The organism is Pantoea sp. Sc1 (assembly GCF_000255315.1).
GTDB lineage: Bacteria > Pseudomonadota > Gammaproteobacteria > Enterobacterales > Enterobacteriaceae > Pantoea > Pantoea anthophila.
Genome location: NZ_AJFP01000001.1, coordinates 1379324 through 1399477, shown reverse-complemented (window position 1 = coordinate 1399477; position 20154 = coordinate 1379324). Strand labels below are relative to the sequence as shown.

At 57.4% G+C, this 20154-nt stretch carries 16 protein-coding genes; 4 read left to right on the top strand and 12 right to left on the bottom strand.

What is annotated here, in order from left to right; all coding sequences use genetic code 11:
- Nucleotides 1-216 precede the first annotated feature (216 nt).
- From nrdA to yfaE, 3 genes are all read left to right on the top strand, one after another.
- Nucleotides 217-2502: a class 1a ribonucleoside-diphosphate reductase subunit alpha gene (gene nrdA / locus S7A_RS06605; protein ID WP_009089060.1), complete on the top strand. Its 2286-nt coding sequence runs from the start codon at nucleotides 217-219 to the stop codon at nucleotides 2500-2502.
- 75 nt (nucleotides 2503-2577) lie between these two features.
- Nucleotides 2578-3708 carry a class Ia ribonucleoside-diphosphate reductase subunit beta gene (nrdB, locus tag S7A_RS06600; RefSeq protein ID WP_009089058.1) on the top strand — a complete coding sequence of 377 codons (1131 nt, stop codon included), beginning with the start codon at nucleotides 2578-2580 and terminating at the stop codon, nucleotides 3706-3708.
- A 2-nt stretch (nucleotides 3709-3710) separates the two neighbouring features.
- Nucleotides 3711-3971: a class I ribonucleotide reductase maintenance protein YfaE gene (gene yfaE / locus S7A_RS06595; protein ID WP_009089055.1), complete on the top strand. Its 261-nt coding sequence runs from the start codon at nucleotides 3711-3713 to the stop codon at nucleotides 3969-3971.
- A 272-nt stretch (nucleotides 3972-4243) separates the two neighbouring features.
- Here yfaE and S7A_RS06590 read toward each other — a convergent pair whose 3' ends face one another.
- The gene (locus S7A_RS06590; RefSeq protein WP_009089052.1) at nucleotides 4244-5440 is read right to left on the bottom strand and encodes a nicotinamide mononucleotide deamidase-related protein YfaY; all 1197 of its coding nucleotides are present in this window, start codon (nucleotides 5438-5440) and stop codon (nucleotides 4244-4246) included.
- Nucleotides 5441-5637: 197 nt separating this feature from the next.
- Nucleotides 5638-5949, bottom strand: a complete 312-nt coding sequence (gene elaB / locus S7A_RS06585; RefSeq protein ID WP_009089050.1) for a stress response protein ElaB — start codon at nucleotides 5947-5949, stop codon at nucleotides 5638-5640.
- A gap of 334 nt (nucleotides 5950-6283) precedes the next feature.
- On the opposite strand from elaB, the gene S7A_RS06580 reads away from it, so the two are divergent.
- Nucleotides 6284-7942 (top strand): glucan biosynthesis protein D, encoded by a 1659-nt coding sequence (locus S7A_RS06580; RefSeq protein WP_033736167.1) that lies wholly within the window; start codon nucleotides 6284-6286, stop codon nucleotides 7940-7942.
- 32 nt (nucleotides 7943-7974) lie between these two features.
- Here S7A_RS06580 and S7A_RS06575 read toward each other — a convergent pair whose 3' ends face one another.
- The 10 genes from S7A_RS06575 to nuoF form a co-directional block, all read right to left on the bottom strand.
- Nucleotides 7975-8433 (bottom strand): GNAT family N-acetyltransferase, encoded by a 459-nt coding sequence (locus S7A_RS06575; RefSeq protein ID WP_009089047.1) that lies wholly within the window; start codon nucleotides 8431-8433, stop codon nucleotides 7975-7977.
- Between the two features lie 127 nt (nucleotides 8434-8560).
- On the bottom strand, nucleotides 8561-10018 hold the full coding sequence (nuoN, locus tag S7A_RS06570) for an NADH-quinone oxidoreductase subunit NuoN (RefSeq protein ID WP_009089045.1): 1458 nt from the start codon (nucleotides 10016-10018) through the stop codon (nucleotides 8561-8563).
- Nucleotides 10019-10024: 6 nt separating this feature from the next.
- Nucleotides 10025-11545 (bottom strand): NADH-quinone oxidoreductase subunit M, encoded by a 1521-nt coding sequence (gene nuoM / locus S7A_RS06565; RefSeq protein WP_009089040.1) that lies wholly within the window; start codon nucleotides 11543-11545, stop codon nucleotides 10025-10027.
- 210 nt (nucleotides 11546-11755) lie between these two features.
- Nucleotides 11756-13591: an NADH-quinone oxidoreductase subunit L gene (nuoL, locus tag S7A_RS06560; RefSeq protein ID WP_009089038.1), complete on the bottom strand. Its 1836-nt coding sequence runs from the start codon at nucleotides 13589-13591 to the stop codon at nucleotides 11756-11758.
- On the bottom strand, nucleotides 13588-13890 hold the full coding sequence (nuoK, locus tag S7A_RS06555; RefSeq protein ID WP_003854236.1) for an NADH-quinone oxidoreductase subunit NuoK: 303 nt from the start codon (nucleotides 13888-13890) through the stop codon (nucleotides 13588-13590). Before nuoK ends, nuoL begins: the two co-directional genes overlap by 4 nt.
- Nucleotides 13887-14438 (bottom strand): NADH-quinone oxidoreductase subunit J, encoded by a 552-nt coding sequence (nuoJ, locus tag S7A_RS06550; RefSeq protein ID WP_009089036.1) that lies wholly within the window; start codon nucleotides 14436-14438, stop codon nucleotides 13887-13889. The genes nuoK and nuoJ overlap by 4 nt, the downstream gene beginning before the upstream one ends.
- A gap of 10 nt (nucleotides 14439-14448) precedes the next feature.
- Nucleotides 14449-14991, bottom strand: coding sequence for an NADH-quinone oxidoreductase subunit NuoI (gene nuoI / locus S7A_RS06545; protein ID WP_009089021.1), 543 nt, complete (start codon nucleotides 14989-14991; stop codon nucleotides 14449-14451).
- 11 nt (nucleotides 14992-15002) lie between these two features.
- Nucleotides 15003-15980: an NADH-quinone oxidoreductase subunit NuoH gene (nuoH, locus tag S7A_RS06540; protein ID WP_009089020.1), complete on the bottom strand. Its 978-nt coding sequence runs from the start codon at nucleotides 15978-15980 to the stop codon at nucleotides 15003-15005.
- The gene (gene nuoG / locus S7A_RS06535; protein ID WP_009089019.1) at nucleotides 15977-18700 is read right to left on the bottom strand and encodes an NADH-quinone oxidoreductase subunit NuoG; all 2724 of its coding nucleotides are present in this window, start codon (nucleotides 18698-18700) and stop codon (nucleotides 15977-15979) included. The genes nuoH and nuoG overlap by 4 nt, the downstream gene beginning before the upstream one ends.
- A 112-nt stretch (nucleotides 18701-18812) precedes the next feature.
- Complete coding sequence (gene nuoF / locus S7A_RS06530) at nucleotides 18813-20153, bottom strand: NADH-quinone oxidoreductase subunit NuoF (protein WP_181161926.1); 1341 nt, start codon at nucleotides 20151-20153, stop codon at nucleotides 18813-18815.
- Between the last annotated feature and the right edge of the window lies 1 nt (nucleotide 20154).

Below are 20154 nucleotides of genomic sequence, written 5' to 3'. Positions count from 1 at the left end.
TAAGAATTTTCGCCAGAATTACAACCCCTCCCGTCATCATTTTTTGCTCTTGTTAACCCGCCGCAAAATACTAAAATATGCCTCCATGTAGTTGCAGGTTTTCCCATCACCCCCTAGATGTTGTGTTTATCCACATATTATTCACAATGAATATGCTGTGTATAAACCGGGATTTCTTTTAATTTTTGGATACTCACGCAAAGGTAAAAACGCGACATGAACCAGAGTCTGCTCGTTACTAAACGCGATGGCCGCCAGGAGCGCATTGATCTCGACAAAATTCACCGTGTGCTGGACTGGGCAGCTGAAGGGCTGAACAACGTCTCAGTGTCACAGGTGGAGCTGCGTTCCCATATTCAGTTCTATGATGGCATCAGAACCTCTGACATTCATGAGACCATCATCAAGGCCGCAGCAGACCTCATCTCTCGCGATGCCCCTGACTATCAGTACCTGGCTGCCCGCCTGGCAATCTTCCACCTGCGCAAAAAGGCGTATGGTCAGTTTGAGCCACCAAAGCTCTATGACCAGGTCGTCAAAATGGTGGACCTCGGCAAATATGACCGCCACCTGCTGGAAGATTACAGCCCGGAAGAGTTTGCGCAGATGGACGAGTTCCTCGACCACTGGCGCGACATGAACTTCTCCTATGCTGCCGTAAAGCAGCTCGAAGGCAAATATCTGGTGCAGAACCGCGTCTCCGGTGAAATCTACGAGAGCGCGCAGTTCCTCTACATCCTGGTCGCCGCCTGCCTCTTCTCTGGCTATCCGCGCGACACCCGCATGGATTACATCAGACGTTTCTATGATGCGGTTTCGACCTTTAAGATCTCCCTGCCGACACCCATCATGTCGGGCGTGCGTACCCCGACGCGTCAGTTCAGCTCCTGTGTCCTGATCGAGTGCGGCGACAGCCTGGACTCAATCAACGCCACCTCCAGCGCGATCGTGAAATATGTCTCTCAGCGTGCCGGTATCGGCATCAACGCCGGTCGCATCCGTGCGCTGGGCAGCCCGATCCGCGGCGGTGAAGCGTTCCACACCGGCTGTATCCCGTTCTACAAACATTTCCAGACTGCGGTGAAGTCCTGTTCTCAGGGCGGCGTTCGCGGCGGTGCCGCTACGCTGTTCTACCCGATGTGGCATCTGGAAATCGAAAGTCTGTTGGTGCTGAAAAACAACCGTGGTGTTGAAGGCAACCGCGTGCGCCACATGGACTATGGCGTGCAGCTCAACAAACTGATGTACCAGCGCCTGCTGAAAGGGGAAGAGATTACCCTGTTCAGCCCGTCTGATGTCCCGGGTCTGTATGACGCCTTCTTCGCCGATCAGGATGAGTTTGAGCGCCTTTACACCAAATATGAGCAGGATCAGAGCATCCGCAAACAGCGTGTCAAAGCGGTCGATCTCTTCTCTCTGATGATGCAGGAACGCGCCTCAACCGGCCGTATCTACATTCAGAACGTCGACCACTGCAACACGCACAGCCCGTTTGATGCCAGCATCGCGCCGGTTCGCCAGTCTAACCTCTGCCTGGAGATCGCGCTGCCGACTAAGCCGCTGGAAGATGTGAACGACGAGAACGGTGAGATCGCCCTGTGTACGCTCTCTGCGTTCAACCTGGGTGCGATTGACAGCCTCGACGATCTGGAAGAGCTGGCAACCCTGGCGGTGCGTGCGCTTGACGCCCTGCTCGACTATCAGGATTACCCCATCCCGGCAGCGAAGCGTGGCGCGATGGGTCGTCGTACCCTGGGTATCGGCGTGATCAACTACGCTTACTACCTGGCGAAGCACGGTGTGCGCTACTCCGACGGCAGCGCTAATGGCCTGACGCACAAGACCTTTGAAGCCATTCAGTATTACCTGCTGAAAGCCTCAAACGCGCTGGCGAAAGAGCAAGGTGCCTGCCCGTGGTTCAACGAAACCACCTATGCGCAGGGCATCCTGCCTATCGACACCTACAAAAAAGATCTGGACGCGATCAGCAACGAACCGCTGCATCTCGACTGGGAAAGCCTGCGTGAAGAGATCAAAACTCACGGCCTGCGCAACTCGACGCTGTCAGCGCTGATGCCGTCTGAGACATCGTCGCAGATCTCTAATGCCACCAACGGCATTGAGCCGCCACGCGGTCACATCAGCATCAAAGCGTCGAAAGATGGCATCCTGCGTCAGGTGGTGCCGGAGTATGAGCGCCTGAAAGATCAGTATGAGCTGCTGTGGGAAATGCCGAACAACGATGGCTATCTGCAGCTGGTGGGTCTGATGCAGAAATTCATCGACCAGGCGATTTCGTCTAACACCAACTATGATCCATCCCGCTTTGCCAACGGTAAAGTGCCGATGAAACAACTGCTGAAAGATCTGCTGACGGCGTACAAGTTCGGCGTGAAAACGCTCTACTATCAGAACACCCGTGACGGTGCGGAAGATGCTCAGGATGACCTGGCACCTTCTATCCAGGATGATGGCTGCGAGAGCGGCGCCTGTAAAATCTAATGGCCAGGCGGGAGATTCTCCCGCCTCATTCATTTCACGAGGCCACTTCGCTTCCTCTTTTTTTGGACAACTTTTATGGCTTACTCCACCTTCTCACAGAACAAAAATGATCAGCTGAAAGAGCCGATGTTTTTCGGTCAGTCGGTCAACGTGGCGCGCTTCGACCAGCAGAAATATGACATCTTTGAAAAGCTGATCGAAAAGCAGCTCTCTTTCTTCTGGCGTCCGGAAGAGGTCGACGTGTCCCGCGACCGTATCGACTATCAGGCGCTGCCGGAACATGAAAAGCATATCTTCATCAGCAACCTGAAGTATCAGACGCTGCTGGATTCGATTCAGGGCCGCAGCCCGAACGTCGCGCTGCTGCCACTGATCTCGATCCCTGAGCTGGAAACCTGGATCGAAACCTGGGCCTTCTCCGAGACGATTCACTCCCGTTCTTACACCCACATTATCCGTAATATCGTGAACGATCCGGCGCTGGTGTTTGACGATATCGTCACCAACGAGCAGATTCTGGCGCGCGCTCAGGATATCTCACGCTATTACGACGACCTGATTGAAATGACCAACTACTGGCATCAGCTGGGTGAAGGCACGCATCAGGTCAACGGCAAAACGGTTGTCGTCAGCCTGCGCGCCCTGAAGAAGCAGCTTTATATCTGCCTGATGAGCGTCAATGCGCTGGAAGCCATCCGTTTCTATGTCAGCTTCGCCTGTTCATTCGCCTTCGCAGAGCGTGAACTGATGGAAGGCAACGCCAAAATCATCAAGCTGATCGCCCGCGATGAAGCGCTGCACCTGACCGGCACCCAGCATATGCTGAACCTGCTGCGCAGCGGTGAAGACGATCCGGAGATGAAAGAGATTGCGGCAGAGTGCCGTGATGAGTGCTTCGAGCTGTTTAAGAAGGCCGCCGAGCAGGAGAAAGAGTGGGCAGACTATCTGTTCAGCGGCGGCTCAATGATCGGCCTGAACAAAGATATTCTCTGCCAGTACATTGAGTACATCACCAATATCCGTATGCAGGCGGTAGGCCTTGATTTGCCGTTCCAGACGCGGTCAAACCCGATTCCGTGGATCAACTCCTGGCTGGTGTCTGACAACGTTCAGGTTGCGCCGCAGGAAGTGGAAGTGAGCTCCTATCTGGTGGGTCAGATTGACTCTGAAGTGGGCGCTAACGACTTCGACGACTTCCAGCTGTAATCATGAGCCGCGACGTTGTTATTCTGCGCAGCTCCGGCACCCGGCTGGAATGCACGGACGAGCACACGAATCTGCTGACGCTGCTGGAAGCCAACAATCTCTGCGTTGAGTTCCAGTGCCGCGAAGGTTACTGCGGCTCCTGCCGGATGCGGCTGCTGAAGGGTGAAGTGCACTACCCGCAGAAACCGCTGGCCTTTGTGCAACAGGATGAGATCCTGCCCTGCTGCTGCAAAGCCAAAGGCGAGATTGAGCTTGAGTTGTAACTGAGGTAGCTATCTCTCTGACTGCGACGCTGCCTGAATGCGGGTGAAACTCACCGCAATGGCAATGTAAAAGCGCAGGGAACCCGGTCAGAAAAGGAAAGCGTCCCGCGCCATGGACGGCGCGGGCCGAGCTGTCAGGGATGACGCTGTTTGCGTCTTTCCGATCTGACCGGGTTCCCTGCGCAGGCTCGATCTGGCAGCCATCTGGGCTAATCTGGCCAGCAGCCAGAATAAAACGGGCGCCTCAGGCGCCCGTTTTATTTTCCCTGTTCTCACTGTCTGATAGTTTCAACCACATCAATCCAGCCGTGACCGGTGCTGACTTCGCTGCCGTGCAACCAGCGGCGCAGCATGTTCATCGCCATCATTGCCACCACCTTCTGCCGCGTCTCCAGGTTATGACGGCCGGTGCTGAATTTCACCCGCTGTCCGACACTGCCTTCCGGAGTATGCAGGGCAATCGCTATCTCTTCCTGATCCAGACTGCCGACAGAGAGCGCCAGCGCCGCCTGCTGCTGCGCGGCGAGCTGGCCGGTGCGGGTAACCTGCTGCTCAAGCGTCTCAGGGCGGGAAGGCAGAATGTCTGCCCCGCGCAACGGCACACTGGCGGCAGCCAGTTGCCAGTAAAGCAGTCCGGCGGTGTACTGCTCACTGATCGCCAGCGCTGCACCGCGCTGCGTCAGTTCACGGGCCAGCAGGGACGGTAACCCTTCGGTGCCTTCAAAAATGGTGCATTCCGCCAGCAGCAGCCGAACCTGCTGCCACGCCTGCTCCATCGCCACACGCTGACTTGCCGGGCCGGTGAGTTTGATCTCGATAATCGGCATGGAGGAGCGATAACCCATCACCACACCCTCGGGCAGCGGCAGCGACTCCAGTTCGGCGGCGATATCGCTTTCGCCGCGACCAAAGGTCGTCAGTCGCAGACAGACCGGCGGCTCGGGCGGCGTAAACTTCGCCTTCAGGCGCGGAATGATCTGCTGCTCCACCATAACTTTAAACTCAGAGGGAACGCCGGGCGTGAAAAACATCCAGCAGCGATTGAGCTGCAGGGCAAAGCCACAGGCGGTGCCGACCGGATTATCAATCAGTTCTGCATTGGCCGGGATCTCGGCCTGCTTGCGATTACTCGCCGCCATCACCCGTCCCCGGCTGGCAAACCAGGCTTCCATCTGCTCCAGCCACCCCTGCTGCATCTCCAGTTCCACGCCACAGGCCTGAGCCGCCGCCAGCGCACTGAGATCGTCACTGGTCGGCCCCAGCCCGCCATTCACAATCAGCACATCCGCCTCGTGACTGCGCGCCTGCAGCGTCGCGATCAGCGAATCGAGAGAATCCCCGACCGTGGTGCGGCTGGTCATCGGCAGGCCGTGCTGAAATAGCACATCCGCCAGCCAGGCCGCGTTGGTATCGACGATTTGGCCATGCAGCACCTCATCCCCGGTTGACAGCATCTCTACTCTGATCACGTCGCATTCTCCTTTTTAACGTTTGCTTTACTTTAGGAACTCCATCAGAGAAACACAATGCGCATTCCCCACTGAGAGCACAGGGCGCTTCAGGCCGGAAAGAGAAAAACGAGGGTTTTCGGAGGCGGGCAGTACGTTCAGGAAAAACAAAAACGGCGGGTGAGACCCGCCGTTTGATGACTGTCAGGGCGTCGCGATTAACGACGCGCCAGCAGCAGCCCCAGGATCAGACCGGCGGTAGCGCCGATGCCAACACCCTGCCAGGGTTTTTCGTGCACGTAATCGTCGGCACGGTAAGCGGCCTGTTTTGCACGATAGTAGTAGCTATCGGACGCCTGGCTGACACGGGATTTCACATCGTGCAGCGCCTGCTCGGCTTTGCTTTTAAGCTCGATGTACTTCTGGTCAGCCGGATCACCGGATGCCTTCAGCACTTCTTCCAGCGTTTCCGTCAGTAACGCAATATCGTCATCGAGGCCCGTTTCGAATTGATTTGTCTGGTTTACCATCGTTTCCTCCGTGTGAATTGCAAAGCAGTTCATTAACTATAGCCACAATCTGACGCTCTGCCGATTTCCTGCGCCAGGAATCACCTGATTTTTCATTTGTTAACCGGGGCAGCGTCAGGCAGCGCGCCCTTCCCCGTGCAAAGATGCGTAAGACGCAGCGGCAGAGACGCAATTTCGCTTCGCTTCTTTGATTAATCTGATAAATTTTAACGGAACTGAATTTTCCAGTTACCCTGCTGTCGTACCCCTCTGTTGCCTGTGATTATCGGGCCATGAAAGTGCATTTTGCACGACAGTCACGACACCCTCGAACAGCTAAGGAATGATCTCTGGCATGAATCGAAGAATGTTTATGAAAGCGTCAATGGCCTTCTCCGCCGTCAGCGGCATGACCGGCCTGTCAACGCTGTTTGCGCAATCCGCCTGGGCAGAAGATGGCATTGCTGACGGAACCGCAGTACGCTTCGATTTCGACGTATTGAAGAAAAAAGCGGCCGCGCTGGCGAAGCAACCCTGGGGCGGCGCGCCAGGCGCACTGCCGGAGACACTGGCAACGCTGACGCCGCAGGCGTACAACGAAATTCAGTATGACGCGAACCACTCGCTCTGGAACAACCTGCCCGACCGTCAGCTGGACGTGCAGTTCTTCCACGTCGGCATGGGCTTCAAGCGCCGCATCCGCATGTTCTCGGTTGACAGTGCCAGCCGCGAGGCGCGCGAAATCCACTTCCGTCCTGAACTGTTTAACTATAACGATGCGAAGGTCGATACAAAGCAGCTGGAGGGTAAAACCGACCTGGGCTTTGCCGGTTTCCGCGCCTTTAAGAAACCGGAACTGGCTCGCCGGGATATCGTCTCCTTCCTCGGCGCAAGCTACTTCCGTGCGGTTGACGATACCTATCAGTACGGCCTCTCGGCACGTGGCGTCGCGATTAACACTTTCAGCAACGGTCAGGAAGAGTTCCCCGATTTCACGGCCTTCTGGTTTGAAACGCCAAAGGCGGAAGATACCACCTTTACCTGCTACGCCCTGCTGGATGGCGCGAGCGTCACCGGTGCCTACAAGTTCATCATCCATTGCGAAGAGAAACGCGTGGTGATGGAGGTGGAAAACCACCTGTTTGCCCGCAAAGAGATCCGCCAGATTGGCATCTCGCCCATGACCAGCATGTTCAGCTGCGGCACGAATGAACGCCGCATGTGCAACACCTACCATCCGCAAATCCATGACTCCGATCGCCTGGCGATGTGGACCGGTAAAGGGGAATGGATTGCCCGTCCGCTGAACAATCCGCAGCGACTCCAGTTCAACGCCTACGAAGATGAGAATCCGCGTGGCTTTGGCCTGCTCCAGCTTAATCACGACTTTAAAGATTATCAGGATGTGATTGGCTGGTATGACAAGCGTCCGAGCCTGTGGGTTGAGCCGGTCGGCAAATGGGGCAAAGGTGCGATTAACCTGATGGAGATCCCGACGACTGGCGAAACGCTGGATAACGTGGTCTGCTTCTGGCAACCCGCAGAACCGGTCAAAGCGGGCAGCGAGCTGAACTTCTCCTACAAGCTCTACTGGAGTGGTCTGCCGCCGGTGCGCAGCGGTCTGGCGCGCGTTGACGCCACCCGCACCGGTATCGGCGGTTTCCCGGAAGGCTGGGCGCCTGGCGAACACTTCCCGGAAACCTGGTGCCGTCGCTTCGCCATTGATTTCATCGGGGGTGATTTGCAGGCTGCCGCGCCGAAAGGCATCGAGCCGGTCATTACCGTGTCATCCGGTAGCGTGAAACAGGTCGAGATTCTGTATGTCGATCCGCTGAAGGGTTATCGCATTCTGTTTGACTGGTATCCGAACAGCGACTCGACCGCGCCGGTCGAGATGCGCCTCTTCCTGCGCACCAAAGAGGAGACGCTGAGCGAAACCTGGCTCTATCAATACTTCCCGCCTGCGCCGGATCAGCGGAAATATGTCGATGACCGCCAGATGACGGTCGGCTGATGTCAACAGGCGAGGCTCCGGCCTCGCCTTTTTTATGGCGCGACCTTCAGCATATCGACGTGGGGGATCCCATCTTCCAGATAGACCTCCCCTTTCGCCACAAAACCATGCTGCCCGTAGAAGTTCTCCAGATGCGCCTGCGCAGAGAGAAACAGGTCGCGGCCCGGCCAGTGCTGCTGACAACGGCTGACCGCCTGCTCCATCAGACGACGTCCCAGCTGCACACCGCGCACCCGATCTGACACAATCACCCTGCCGATTTTTACCGGGCCAGAGGCCTCCTCCGGAGACAGCAGGCGCGCATAGGCCACCAGCTGGTCACCGGCCATCCCCAGCAGATGGCGGTTTTCTGCCTGTAAATCTCTGCCATCCACATCCAGATAGGCGCACTGCTGCTCCACCACAAAGACCTGACTGCGCAGCGCCAGCAGCGTATAGAGTTCGGCGGGCGTGAGTTCACGATGGTGTTTATCGAGCCAGCAAATATCCATGATTTCTCCTGAGAAGGCCGGATGGGTTATAGCGACGAGGTCATAACGTCGCGGTTTACAGATGACAGGTCAATGGCAGACAAAAAAATCAGGCCCGAAGGCCTGATTCATCAGAGTGTCAATCCGCTTACATCAGCGGCTGAGCCATCATCACCAGTCTGATCAGGGGCTGCGGGTAAACCCCTAACAGCAGCACCAGAATGGCGGAGATCAGCACGACCACACCACCGGCGGTAAATGCCCAGTTAGCTGGCGTATCACGGGTGTGCAGCTCCGGCGGGCTGAGGTAAAGACTGACCGTGACGCGCAGATAGTAGTAAAGACCAATCGCACTGCCCGCCACCACGGCGCCGGTCAGCCACCACAGGTGTGCACTGACGCCGGAAGCGATGACGTAGAATTTACCGATAAAGCCCAGCGTCATCGGGATACCCGCCAGCGACAGCATCATCACCGTCATGACCGCAGAGAGAATCGGACGATGCCAGAACAGGCCACGGTAGGAGTAGAGCGAGTCCGCATCCGGGCCACGGTACGGGCTGGACATCAGACTGACCACACCAAACGCGCCCAGACTGCTGAACAGGTAACCGGCCAGATAAACCCCGGACGTTTCCATCGACAGCTCATGATCTTTCACCGCAATCAGCGCCACCAGCAGATAACCCAGGTGGGCGATGGAAGAGTAACCCAGCAGACGCTTAATGTTGCTCTGCGAAATCGCCATCAGGTTACCGAACAGGATCGATACGAAGGCGATCAGGCCCAGTACCGTGCGAACGGCCTCGCTGTCGGTCACCGGCGCATACATGAAGAGACGCATGATGACACCGAAGATGGCGATCTTGCTGGCGGTCGCCAGGAAGGTCGACACCGGCGCCGGCGCACCCTGATAGACATCAGGCGTCCAGAGGTGGAACGGAACCAGCGAAAGTTTGAAGCCCAGACCGATGATCATCATGCCCAGCCCAACCAGCAGCAGGGGCTCTTGAATCATGCTGCCGGTCAGACTCTGACCCAGCGCAACGAAGCTCAGGTTACCGGAGTCGGCGTAGATCAGCGCGATACCAAACAGCAGGAACGAGGAGGCCGCCGCGGAAAGAATGGTGTATTTCAGCGCTGCTTCCAGCGAACGTTTCTGGCGGAACGCATAGCCGATCAGACCAAACAGCGGCAGCGACAGCAGCTCAATCCCAATGAACAGCGCCGCCAGATGGTTGGCACTGGCCAGCACGATGCCACCCAGGGCCGCAATCAGCACCAGCAGGTAGAACTCATCTTTGTTGTCCGGGAAACCGGCCAGCCACGGATAGGCAAAGGTGCAGGTCGCCAGACTCGCCAGCATCACCAGCGCGGTGTAGAACATCGAATAGCCATCGACACGCAGCAGCGGCGTGACATCCATCGCGCCGACCTGACCGACAAAATAGAGCGACAGTAGCGCCAGGTTCAGGCCAACGACCGTTAGCGTGGCGTTAACGAAGTGGTTGCGTCGCCAGGCAATGGACAGCATCACAACCACCACCGTCAATCCGACGATTAACAGCGGCAGCAACGCAATCAATTGGTGAGGAGTTATTGTCATGGCGAATTACGGCCTTGTAGTTGAAATTGAAGCGGTAAACCACTGCTGAATATTGCTCATGGCAGCGTGCGAAGTATCCAGAATCGGCTGTGGATAGACGCCCAGCAGCACCAGCAGGACCACCAGAACCCCGATGGTCATGAACTCACGCGGTGACATGCCTGGCAGCGGATCTTTTGATTTCGCTTCGCCGTAGTAGGCGCGCTGCATCATGACCAGCGAGTAAACAGAGGCGAACACCAGACCAAAGGTGGAGATGATGATAATCGTCGGCACCACCTGGAAACTGCCCGTCAGGATCATGAATTCGCCGACGAAGTTACCGGTACCCGGCATCCCCAGGTTGGCGACAGCAAAGAACAGCGACAGGCCCGGAATCCATTTGATGCGTGACCAGAGTCCACCCATCTGACGCATATCACGGGTATGCAGACGCTCATACAGCTGACCACACAGGATGAAGAGCGCGGCAGCCGAGAGACCGTGTGCAATCATCTGGATCACCGCACCCTGCAGCGCCAGCTGGCTGCCGGTGTAGATAGCAATCAGCACAAAGCCCATGTGCGAAATCGAGGTGTAGGCAATCAGACGCTTGATATCGGTCTGCGAAAACGCCATCCAGGCACCGTAGAAGATCCCGATGATACCCAGCCACATGGCAACAGGCGCAAATTCCGCCGAGGCGTTCGGGAACAGCGGCAGGCTGAAACGCAGTAAGCCATACGCTGCGGTTTTCAGCAGGATACCCGCCAGGTCAACAGAACCCGCCGTCGGCGCCTGACTGTGCGCGTCCGGCAGCCAGCCGTGCAGCGGCACCACCGGCATTTTCACCGCGAAAGCGATGAAGAAGCCCAGCATCAGCAGATATTCAACACCGTGTGTCATCGGCGTCTGCAGCAGCTGCTCATAGTTGAACGTCCAGACGCCGGTTGCGTTGAAGTGGACAAAAACCAGTCCCAGAATCGCAATCAGCATCACCAGACCTGACGCCTGGGTATAGATGAAGAACTTGGTTGCAGCGGTAATACGGGTTTTGCCGTCGGAGGCTTTATGACCCCAGAGCGCGATGAGGAAGTACATCGGCACCAGCATCATTTCCCAGAAGAAGAAGAACAGGAACATATCGATGGAGAGGAACACACCGATGACGCCGCCCAGGATCCACATCAGGTTGAGGTGGAAGAAGCCCTGATACTTTTCAATCTCATTCCAGGAACAGAGCACCGCCATCAGACCGAGCAGGCCGGTCAGCACCACCATCAGCAGCGACAGACCGTCGATAGCTAAATGGAAGCTGATGCCGAAGCGTGGGATCCACGGAACGGAGAAACTTGACTGCCACTGCGGAATGCCCGCTGCCTGCGTCAGTGAATAGCCTCCCTGCAACCAGAGTTGCAGTGAAAGCGCCAACGTCAGCCCCATGGTGATCAGCGCGATCCAGCGTGGCACCTTCGCGCCGAGGCGCTCGGTCAGCCAGCAGATCAGACCGCCGACGAAGGGTATGATAATTAGCCAAGGTAATAACACGGCACACTTCCCTTTTCTTTGTCTTAGTTCGGGCTATCTTACTGGCCATTTTGCTTCCCGGCAGTGCTCGCAATCCTCACATACTTCAGTATGCTGCGGTTGCTGCGCGCTGGCGGAAACCAAACTGGCTGCGACGATAACGCCCTTGCTCAGGACAATTTTTGACATTCTCAATGGGCAGATTAACTAACCTGCCCCGCTCATCAATCTTTACATCACCAGCAGCAGAGCCAGCACCAGCACGGCACCCACGCTCATTGACGCAACGTACCAGCGCAGGTAGCCATTCTCACTGACGACCAGACCTTTGTTGGCAATACGTGACAGCAGTGCAGGCAGGTTCATCAGGCCATTCAGTGGGTCGCGCTTCAGCAGCCACGCAATACCCAGGTAAGGTTTGACGAACACTTTATCGTAGAGCCAGTCGAAGCCCCAGGCAGCAAACCACCAGGTGCCGAAGAAACGGCCAGGTGCACTGTTTGCAATCCGGGTGACCAGTTCACGTTTGCCCAGCCACAGCGCGGCAGCGATCAGAATGCCGACAATCGCGACAACGCCTGAGGTGATTTCCAGTCCCACTTTGCCCGCTTCGCCGAACTCACTGGCTGGCAGGACACCCGCCAGCGGTGGCGTGATCAGCGCACCAATAAAGGTGGAGAGCAGCAGCAGCACAATCAGCGGCAGATGATGGGTAATCCCCTTACCGGCATGCGCATGAATTTTCTCTTCGCCGTGGAACACGATAAAGATCATACGGAAGGTATAGATTGAGGTCAGGAATGCCCCGACCAGTCCGGCCACCATCAGATTGATGTGACCGTTAGCCAGTGCGCCAAACAGGATCTCATCTTTACTGTAGAAGCCCGCGGTGACCAGCGGCAGGGCCGCCAGGGCCGCGCCACCCACCAGGAAGCAGGTGTAGACCAGCGGAATACTTTTACGCAGGCCGCCCATTTTGAAGATGTTCTGCTCATGATGGCAGGCCAGAATGACCGAACCAGAGGAGAGGAACAGTAACGCTTTAAAGAAGGCGTGCGTCATCAGATGGAAAATCGCCGCATCCCACGCCTGAACACCGAGTGCCAGGAACATGTAGCCAATCTGGCTCATGGTGGAGTAAGCGAGCACGCGTTTGATATCGGTCTGTACCAGCGCAGCAAAGCCCGCCAGCACCAGGGTTATCGCCCCGACAATCCCTACCAGATGCAGCACTTCCGGCGTCAGCAGGAACAGACCGTGGCTGCGGGCAATCAGGTAGACGCCCGCGGTGACCATGGTCGCAGCGTGGATCAGTGCTGAAACCGGTGTCGGACCGGCCATGGCGTCTGCCAGCCAGGTCTGCAACGGCAGCTGAGCCGATTTACCGACCGCGCCACCCAGCAGCATCAGCGTTGCCCACTGCAGCATGTGGTTGTCTGCGGCAAAGTGCGCCGGTGCCAGCGCCATCATCTCACGGAAGTTCAGCGTGCCCAGCTCGTTGTAGAGGATGAACAGGCCGAATGCCAGGAAGACGTCGCCCACGCGGGTGATGATGAACGCTTTCATCGCCGCTTTGCCATTTTCCGGATTGCTGTAGTAGAAACCGATCAGCAGATAGGAGCAGAGCCCTACCCCTTCCCAGCCCAGATACATCAGCATCAGGTTATCGGCCAGCACCAGAACCACCATGCTGGCGATAAACAGGTTGGTGTAGGCGAAGAAGCGGGAGTAGCCCTCTTCACCCCGCATGTACCAGGAAGCAAACATGTGAATGAAGAAACCCACACCGGTTACCACAGACAGCATCGTCAGCGACAGGCCATCCAGCGCCAGGTTCACCTTCATGTCGAAGTTGCCGACATGCATCCAGGTCCAGAGCGACTGGGTATAAGCCTGCTGACCGTTGGCGAAGAAGTCGAAACCGATCATCGCTGTGGTCAGGGCCGCCAGGCCTACCGATCCCATACCAATCGTGGCCGACAGGTTCTCTGACCAGCGACCGCGGGAAAACGCTAACAGCAGAAAGCCGATTAGCGGAAACAAGACAGTTAAATAGAGAAGATTCATCCGCGCATCTCGCTCACAGTATCAATGTTCAGCGTCTGACGACGACGATAGAGCTGAAGCAGCAGCGCCAGACCAATACTGGCTTCCGCTGCCGCCAGGCTGATGGCCAGGATATACATCACCTGTCCGTCGGCCTGACCCCAATAGCTCCCGGCAACCACCAGGGCTAACGCGGCGGCGTTGATCATGATTTCCAGGCCGATCAGCATAAACAGCAGATTGCGGCGGATAACCAGCGACGTGAGTCCAAGGACAAACAGCACGGCAGCCAGAATCAATCCATGTTGTAACGGGATCATGCGCTCTCCTTTTTCGCCTGTGCGGCGTCAGCAGGACGGTTGCTCAGGACTTCACCCTGGCGCTCTTCACGACCGATATGGAAGGCCACGACCAGACCGGCCAGCAGCAGCATCGACGCCAGCTCTACCGCGAGGACGTATGGACCAAACAGGCTGATACCGACCGCTTTAGCGTCGATGATCGTGCCGTCAATACCCTGGTCATTGGCGGTCAGGATGGCGTAGACCATCACTACCAGCAGCAGCAATGACACCAGGCCCGGACCGATCCAGAGTGAGGGACTGAGCCACTCGCGCTCCTGTTTCTGCGTCTGTTTGCCCAGGTTCAGCATCATCACGACGAAGACGAACAGCACCATGATCGCGCCGGCATAGACGATGATCTCCAGTGCACCCGCAAAATAGGCTCCCATTGAGAAGAAGACGCCGGCGATCGATAACAGCGAAACGATCAGGTACAGCAACGCATGTACCGGATTGGTGTGGGTAATGACGCGCAACGTCGTCAGCACCGCCACCAGTCCGCAAAGATAAAACGCAAATTCCATGCCTTGCTCCTTAAGGTAATAAGCCTTTGACGTCGATTGGCTTCGCTTCGTTTTCCGCTTCGCCTTTATCTTTACCGTCAATCGCCATACCTGCCATGCGGTAGAAGTTGTACTCCGGATATTTACCCGGTCCCGAAATCAGCAGATCGTCCTTCTCATACACCAGATCCTGACGCTTAAACTCGCCCAGTTCAAAATCGGGCGTCAGCTGAATCGCGGTGGTCGGACAGGCTTCTTCACACATGCCGCAGAAGATGCAGCGTGAGAAGTTGATGCGGAAAAACTCCGGATACCAGCGGCCATCTTTGGTTTCCGCTTTCTGCAGCGAAATACAGCCCACCGGACAGGCAACCGCACACAGGTTACAGGCCACGCAACGCTCTGCCCCATCCGGATCGCGCGTTAACACGATACGGCCGCGATAGCGAGGTGGCAGATAAACCGGCTCTTCCGGGTACATCTGCGTTTCACGTTTGGCAAAGGCGTGCAGCCCTATCAGCCAGATACTGCGAACTGTCGTGCCAAAACCGACGACAATATCTTTCAAAGTCATTTGTTAACCCCTTACGACGCTGTGTAGAGAATCACTGCGGCAGTCGCCAGCAGGTTCAGCAGCGTCAACGGCAGACACACTTTCCAGCCGAATGACAGCACCTGGTCGTAGCGTGGACGCGGAAGCGCGGCGCGGATCAGGATGAACATCATCATAAAGAACGCCGTTTTCAGGGCGAACCAGATGAACGGCGGCAGGAAGGGTCCATGCCAGCCACCAAAGAACAGCGTGACGATCAGGGCGGAAACCGTGGTAATCGCCACATACTCGCCGACGAAGAACAGGCCGAACTTCATCCCGGCGTATTCGATGTGATAACCGTCAGCCAGTTCCTGTTCCGCTTCTGGCTGGTCAAAGGGATGACGGTGACACACCGCCACACCTGCAATACAGAAGGTCACAAAACCGAAGAACTGTGGGATGATGTTCCAGAGATGCGTCTGGCTGTTGACGATGTCGTTCATATTGAACGAGCCCGCCTGCGCCACTACGCCCATCAGCGACAGCCCCAGAAACACTTCATAGCTCAGGGTCTGCGCCGAGGCGCGCATCGCACCCAGCAGCGAGTATTTGTTGTTACTCGACCAGCCGGCAAACAGCACCGCATAGACCGCCAGACCTGCCATCATCAGGAAGAAGAGCAGACCGATGTTCAGGTCGGTCACCATCCAGGTCGGTGAAACCGGCACGATAGCAAAGGCCAGCAGCAGCGAAACAAAGGCGATAACCGGTGCCAGAGTAAAGATAAAGCGGTCGGTAAACGGCGGTACCCAGTCCTCTTTAAAGAACATTTTGATCATGTCCGCCACCAGCTGCAGTGACCCGCCCCAGCCTACGCGGTTCGGTCCGTAACGGTTCTGGAACAGGCCGAGCAGACGACGCTCGGCGAAGCTCATGAACGCGCCGCAGGCCACGACCACCAGCAGAATGACGATGGCTTTAACAATGGCCAGCAGAATGTCGATAACGTCCGGTGTTAACCAGCTCATTGCGCCGCCTCCTGCAGAGTGTCGATTTTACCGTTCGCCAGGAATGGCGGAACGCCTGGCATGCCCAGCGGCAGACCAATCTGTCCCGCCTGCAGTGACGCCGAGAAACGCACCGGCAGACGCACGGTCTCACCGGCACAGCTGAACTCGACGGCTGCGCCATCGTTGACGCCCAGCTTCGCCGCATCGTCCGGGTTGATCACCAGAGCAGGCTGCGCCATACGCTGCTGGAAAACCGGGGAACGCTGCGACATCTCCTCACTACCAAACAGCTGGTAGCACGGCGCCACACGCCACTGCCCTTCACTGACAAAGGCCTGAGGCACACGGGTAAACCAGGGTAACTGACCGGCGCTGGCTTCAAACAGGCGCACGCCCGGATCGCCATGACGCAGTTTGCCGCCCACTTCGGCCTGGAATTTGTTCCACGCCTGAGGGGAGTTCCAGCCCGGTGCCCAGGCAAACGGGATCTGAGAACGCGGGGCCGACGGCTGGTTGTTCCCTTCCATCGAGAAGGCAAACATCGTGTCCTGATCCTGCGGCTGACGCGGTTCGTGGACGCTGATGTTAGCGCGTGCGGCAGTACGACCACTCGCACGGATCGGCGAACGTGACAGTTTCTGGCCCCGGATACGGAAGCTGGCGTCAGGCGCCGCCTCTTTAATGCCGGCCAGCTGCGGCAGACGGGTGACCACGGCATCGATAACGTGATCGAGCTGAGTCCAGTCCACGTGACGGCTTTCCAGGGTGCTGTGCAGCGAGTGCAGCCAGCGCCAGCTCTCCAGCATCACGACGCTGTTGTCGTAATAAGCGGGATCGTAAACCTGGAAGAAACGCTGCGCGCGGCCTTCATGGTTAACAGAGGTGCCATCGCTTTCGGCGAAGCTCGCGGTCGATAAGACCAGACCCGCCTTCTCCACGGTCGCGGTGCGCTGATGATCCACCACGATCACGTTCGTGGTCTGAGCCAGCGCCGCATCCACCAGCGCTTTGGGCGCATGGCGATAGAGATCGTTTTCCAGCACCACCAGCGCGTCGGCTTCACCGCCTGACAGCTGCTCCAGCGCGTGCTCCAGTGGATTGCCGCCGATCAGGCCAAGTCCGACACTGTTGGCGTGGCCAGCCAGCAACGTAATGCCGACATCGGCACCGCGGGCCTTAAGGGCTTTGGCGACGTTTGCGGCGGCTTCAATCATGGCACTGCTGCCGGAATGGGTACCGGAGATGATTAATGGCTTTTTCGCGCCCGCCAGTGCCTGAACCACCACATCCATTCTGGCGCTGAGTGCGCTGTCGAAATCGGTCACCGCAGGCGCGGATTCATCCAGCGCACTGGCGATGGCGAAACCGAGACGCGCCTGATCGTCAACCGGCGCACGATAGCTCCATGCGGCGATATCATCCAGACGGGTTTCATCAACGTGGGTGACAAACAGCGGATGTTTCGCATGCTGACCGATGTTCAGGACCGCGGCGATCTGCCAGTCAGCCACCTTCTGTGCCGCGGCCATATCACGCGCTTTGCCTTTCACCGCCTGACGGACGGAGAGCGCGACACGTGCGCCGACCTGGGTCAGATCTTCACCGAGCACCAGCACCGCATCGTAGCTTTCAATCTCACGCAGCGAAGGGGTGTAAATCCCCCCCTCACGCAGCACCTTCAGCATCAGTTCAAGCCGGGCCTGCTCAGCTGCCGGTATACCGGTTGAGAAGTTCTCCGCCCCGACCAGTTCACGCAGGGCAAAGTTACTTTCAACGCTGGCGCGCGGTGAGCCGATACCGATCACTTTCTTCGCCTGGCGCAGCAAATCAGCCCCGGCGTTGACCGCCTGCTCGGCGTTCAGCGTCACCCAGTCGTTGCCACGCAGCAGCATTGGCTGACGCGGACGATCTTTGCGGTTCACATAGCCATAGCCAAAGCGGCCACGGTCACAGAGGAAGTAGTGGTTAACGGTGCCGTTGTAACGGTTTTCGATACGGCGCAACTCACCATAACGTTCACCCGGGCTGGTGTTACAGCCCACGCTGCACTGCTGGCAGATGCTCGGCGCGAACTGCATATCCCATTTACGGTTATAGCGTTCGGAGTGCGTTTTGTCGGTGAACACGCCGGTCGGGCAGATTTCGACCAGGTTACCGGAGAATTCGCTTTCCAGCGTGCCATCTTCCGGGCGACCGAAGTAGACGTTGTCATGTGCGCCGTAGACGCCCAGATCTTTGCCATCGGCATAATCTTTGTAGTAACGCACGCAGCGATAGCAGGCGATACAGCGGTTCATCTCGTGCGAGATGAAGGGGCCGAGATCCTGATTACGGTGGGTGCGCTTGGTGAAGCGATAGCGGCGGAAGCTGTGGCCGGTCATCACTGTCATATCCTGCAGGTGACAGTTACCGCCCTCTTCACACACCGGACAGTCGTGTGGGTGGTTGGTCATCAGCCACTCCACCACGCTTTCGCGGAACTCTTTCGCTTCGCCATCGTCGATGGAGATAAATGTGCCGTCAGAGGCCGGCGTCATGCAGGACATGACGAGACGACCGCGAGTATCTTCGGCATTCTGGAATTGCTTTACCGCACACTGGCGGCAGGCCCCGACGCTTCCCAGCGCCGGATGCCAGCAAAAGTAAGGAATATCAAGGCCCAGAGAGAGACACGCCTGTAGCAGGTTGTCCGCTCCGTTCACATCATACTCTTTACCGTCTACATGAATTGTAGCCATAGTGACATGCTTCCGTAAGGCTCGTCAGAGACGAGCGTTAATCATATTCTTGCCCCGACGCACGACATTGTCGGGGCGGCGGCACCAGGCCTGTTCCGTGTGCGGCGGCGAATTACCAGCGCGCTTTCAGCAGGTTTGGCTGGATCCCGCCAATGGAGCGGGTATTGCCAAAGACCTGCGGCGCCATGCCGGCTTCAAACTCTTCACGGAAATATTTAATCGCACTCTGCAGCGGCTCGACCGCGCCCGGGGCATGCGCACAGAAGGTTTTACCCGGACCGAGCTGACGGCAGAGTTGCAGCAGGGTTTCGATATCCCCTGGCTGCCCCTGCTTCTGCTCCAGCGCGCGCAGAATTTTTACGCTCCACGGCAGACCGTCACGGCACGGCGTACACCAGCCGCACGACTCACGGGCAAAGAACTCTTCCAGGTTGCGAACCAGCGAGACCATATTGATTTCGTGGTCGACGGCCATCGCCAGGGCGGTGCCCAGTCGGCTGCCTGCTTTGCCGATGCTGGCAAATTCCATCGGCAGATCCAGATGCTGGTCTGTCAGGAAGTCGGTGCCTGCGCCACCGGGCTGCCAGGCTTTGAACTTCAGTCCGTCGCGCATGCCGCCCGCGTAATCTTCAAGGATTTCACGCGCGGTAATGCCAAATGGCAGTTCCCAGACGCCAGGATTTTTAACCCGCCCGGAGAAGCCCATCATTTTGGTACCGGCATCTTCACTTTTTGAGATGCTCTTGTACCACTCTACGCCGTTGGCCAGGATCGCCGGGACGTTAGAGAGGGTTTCCACGTTGTTCACGCAGGTCGGCTTGCCCCACGCACCGGCACTCGCCGGGAAGGGCGGTTTGGAACGCGGGTTAGCACGGCGGCCTTCCAGGGAGTTAATCAGCGCCGTCTCTTCGCCGCAGATATAACGTCCTGCGCCGGTGTGGACGATCAGCTCAAAGTCGAAGCCGGTGCCAAGAATATTTTTGCCGAGAAAGCCCGCTTCGGTCGCTTCGGCAATCGCGCGGCGCAGATGCACCGCTGCTTCAATATATTCACCACGCAGGAAGATATAGCCACGGTAAGCCTTGAGAGCGAAGGCGCTGATCAGCATCCCCTCGACCAGCTGGTGCGGCATCTGCTCCATCAGCAGGCGGTCTTTATAGGTGCCCGGCTCCATCTCATCGGCGTTACACAGCAGGTAACGGATGTTCATCGACTCATCTTTCGGCATCAGGCTCCACTTCAGCCCGGTCGAGAAGCCTGCACCGCCGCGCCCTTTCAGGCCGGAATCTTTGACTGCCGCGACGATCTCATCCTGCGACATGGTTTTCAGCGCTTTTTCCGCACCGGCATAGCCGTTTTTGCTGCGGTATTCGTCCAGCCAGACCGGCTGCTTGTCGTCGCGCATCCGCCAGGTCAGCGGGTGAGTTTCAGCAGTACGAATGATCTGTTTGATT

Bases quoted from the DNA above. Each gene is read 5' to 3' on its own strand.
- nuoH (WP_009089020.1), bottom strand. From the start codon at position 15,980: ATGAGCTGGTTAACACCGGACGTTATCGACATTCTGCTGGCCATTGTT.
- nuoI (WP_009089021.1), bottom strand. From the start codon at position 14,991: ATGACTTTGAAAGATATTGTCGTCGGTTTTGGCACGACAGTTCGCAGT.
- S7A_RS06580 (WP_033736167.1), top strand. From the start codon at position 6,284: ATGAATCGAAGAATGTTTATGAAAGCGTCAATGGCCTTCTCCGCCGTC.
- nuoL (WP_009089038.1), bottom strand. From the start codon at position 13,591: ATGAATCTTCTCTATTTAACTGTCTTGTTTCCGCTAATCGGCTTTCTG.
- nrdA (WP_009089060.1), top strand. From the start codon at position 217: ATGAACCAGAGTCTGCTCGTTACTAAACGCGATGGCCGCCAGGAGCGC.
- nuoN (WP_009089045.1), bottom strand. From the start codon at position 10,018: ATGACAATAACTCCTCACCAATTGATTGCGTTGCTGCCGCTGTTAATC.
- yfaE (WP_009089055.1), top strand. From the start codon at position 3,711: ATGAGCCGCGACGTTGTTATTCTGCGCAGCTCCGGCACCCGGCTGGAA.
- S7A_RS06575 (WP_009089047.1), bottom strand. From the start codon at position 8,433: ATGGATATTTGCTGGCTCGATAAACACCATCGTGAACTCACGCCCGCC.
- nuoK (WP_003854236.1), bottom strand. From the start codon at position 13,890: ATGATCCCGTTACAACATGGATTGATTCTGGCTGCCGTGCTGTTTGTC.
- nuoJ (WP_009089036.1), bottom strand. From the start codon at position 14,438: ATGGAATTTGCGTTTTATCTTTGCGGACTGGTGGCGGTGCTGACGACG.
- nuoG (WP_009089019.1), bottom strand. From the start codon at position 18,700: ATGGCTACAATTCATGTAGACGGTAAAGAGTATGATGTGAACGGAGCG.
- nrdB (WP_009089058.1), top strand. From the start codon at position 2,578: ATGGCTTACTCCACCTTCTCACAGAACAAAAATGATCAGCTGAAAGAG.
- elaB (WP_009089050.1), bottom strand. From the start codon at position 5,949: ATGGTAAACCAGACAAATCAATTCGAAACGGGCCTCGATGACGATATT.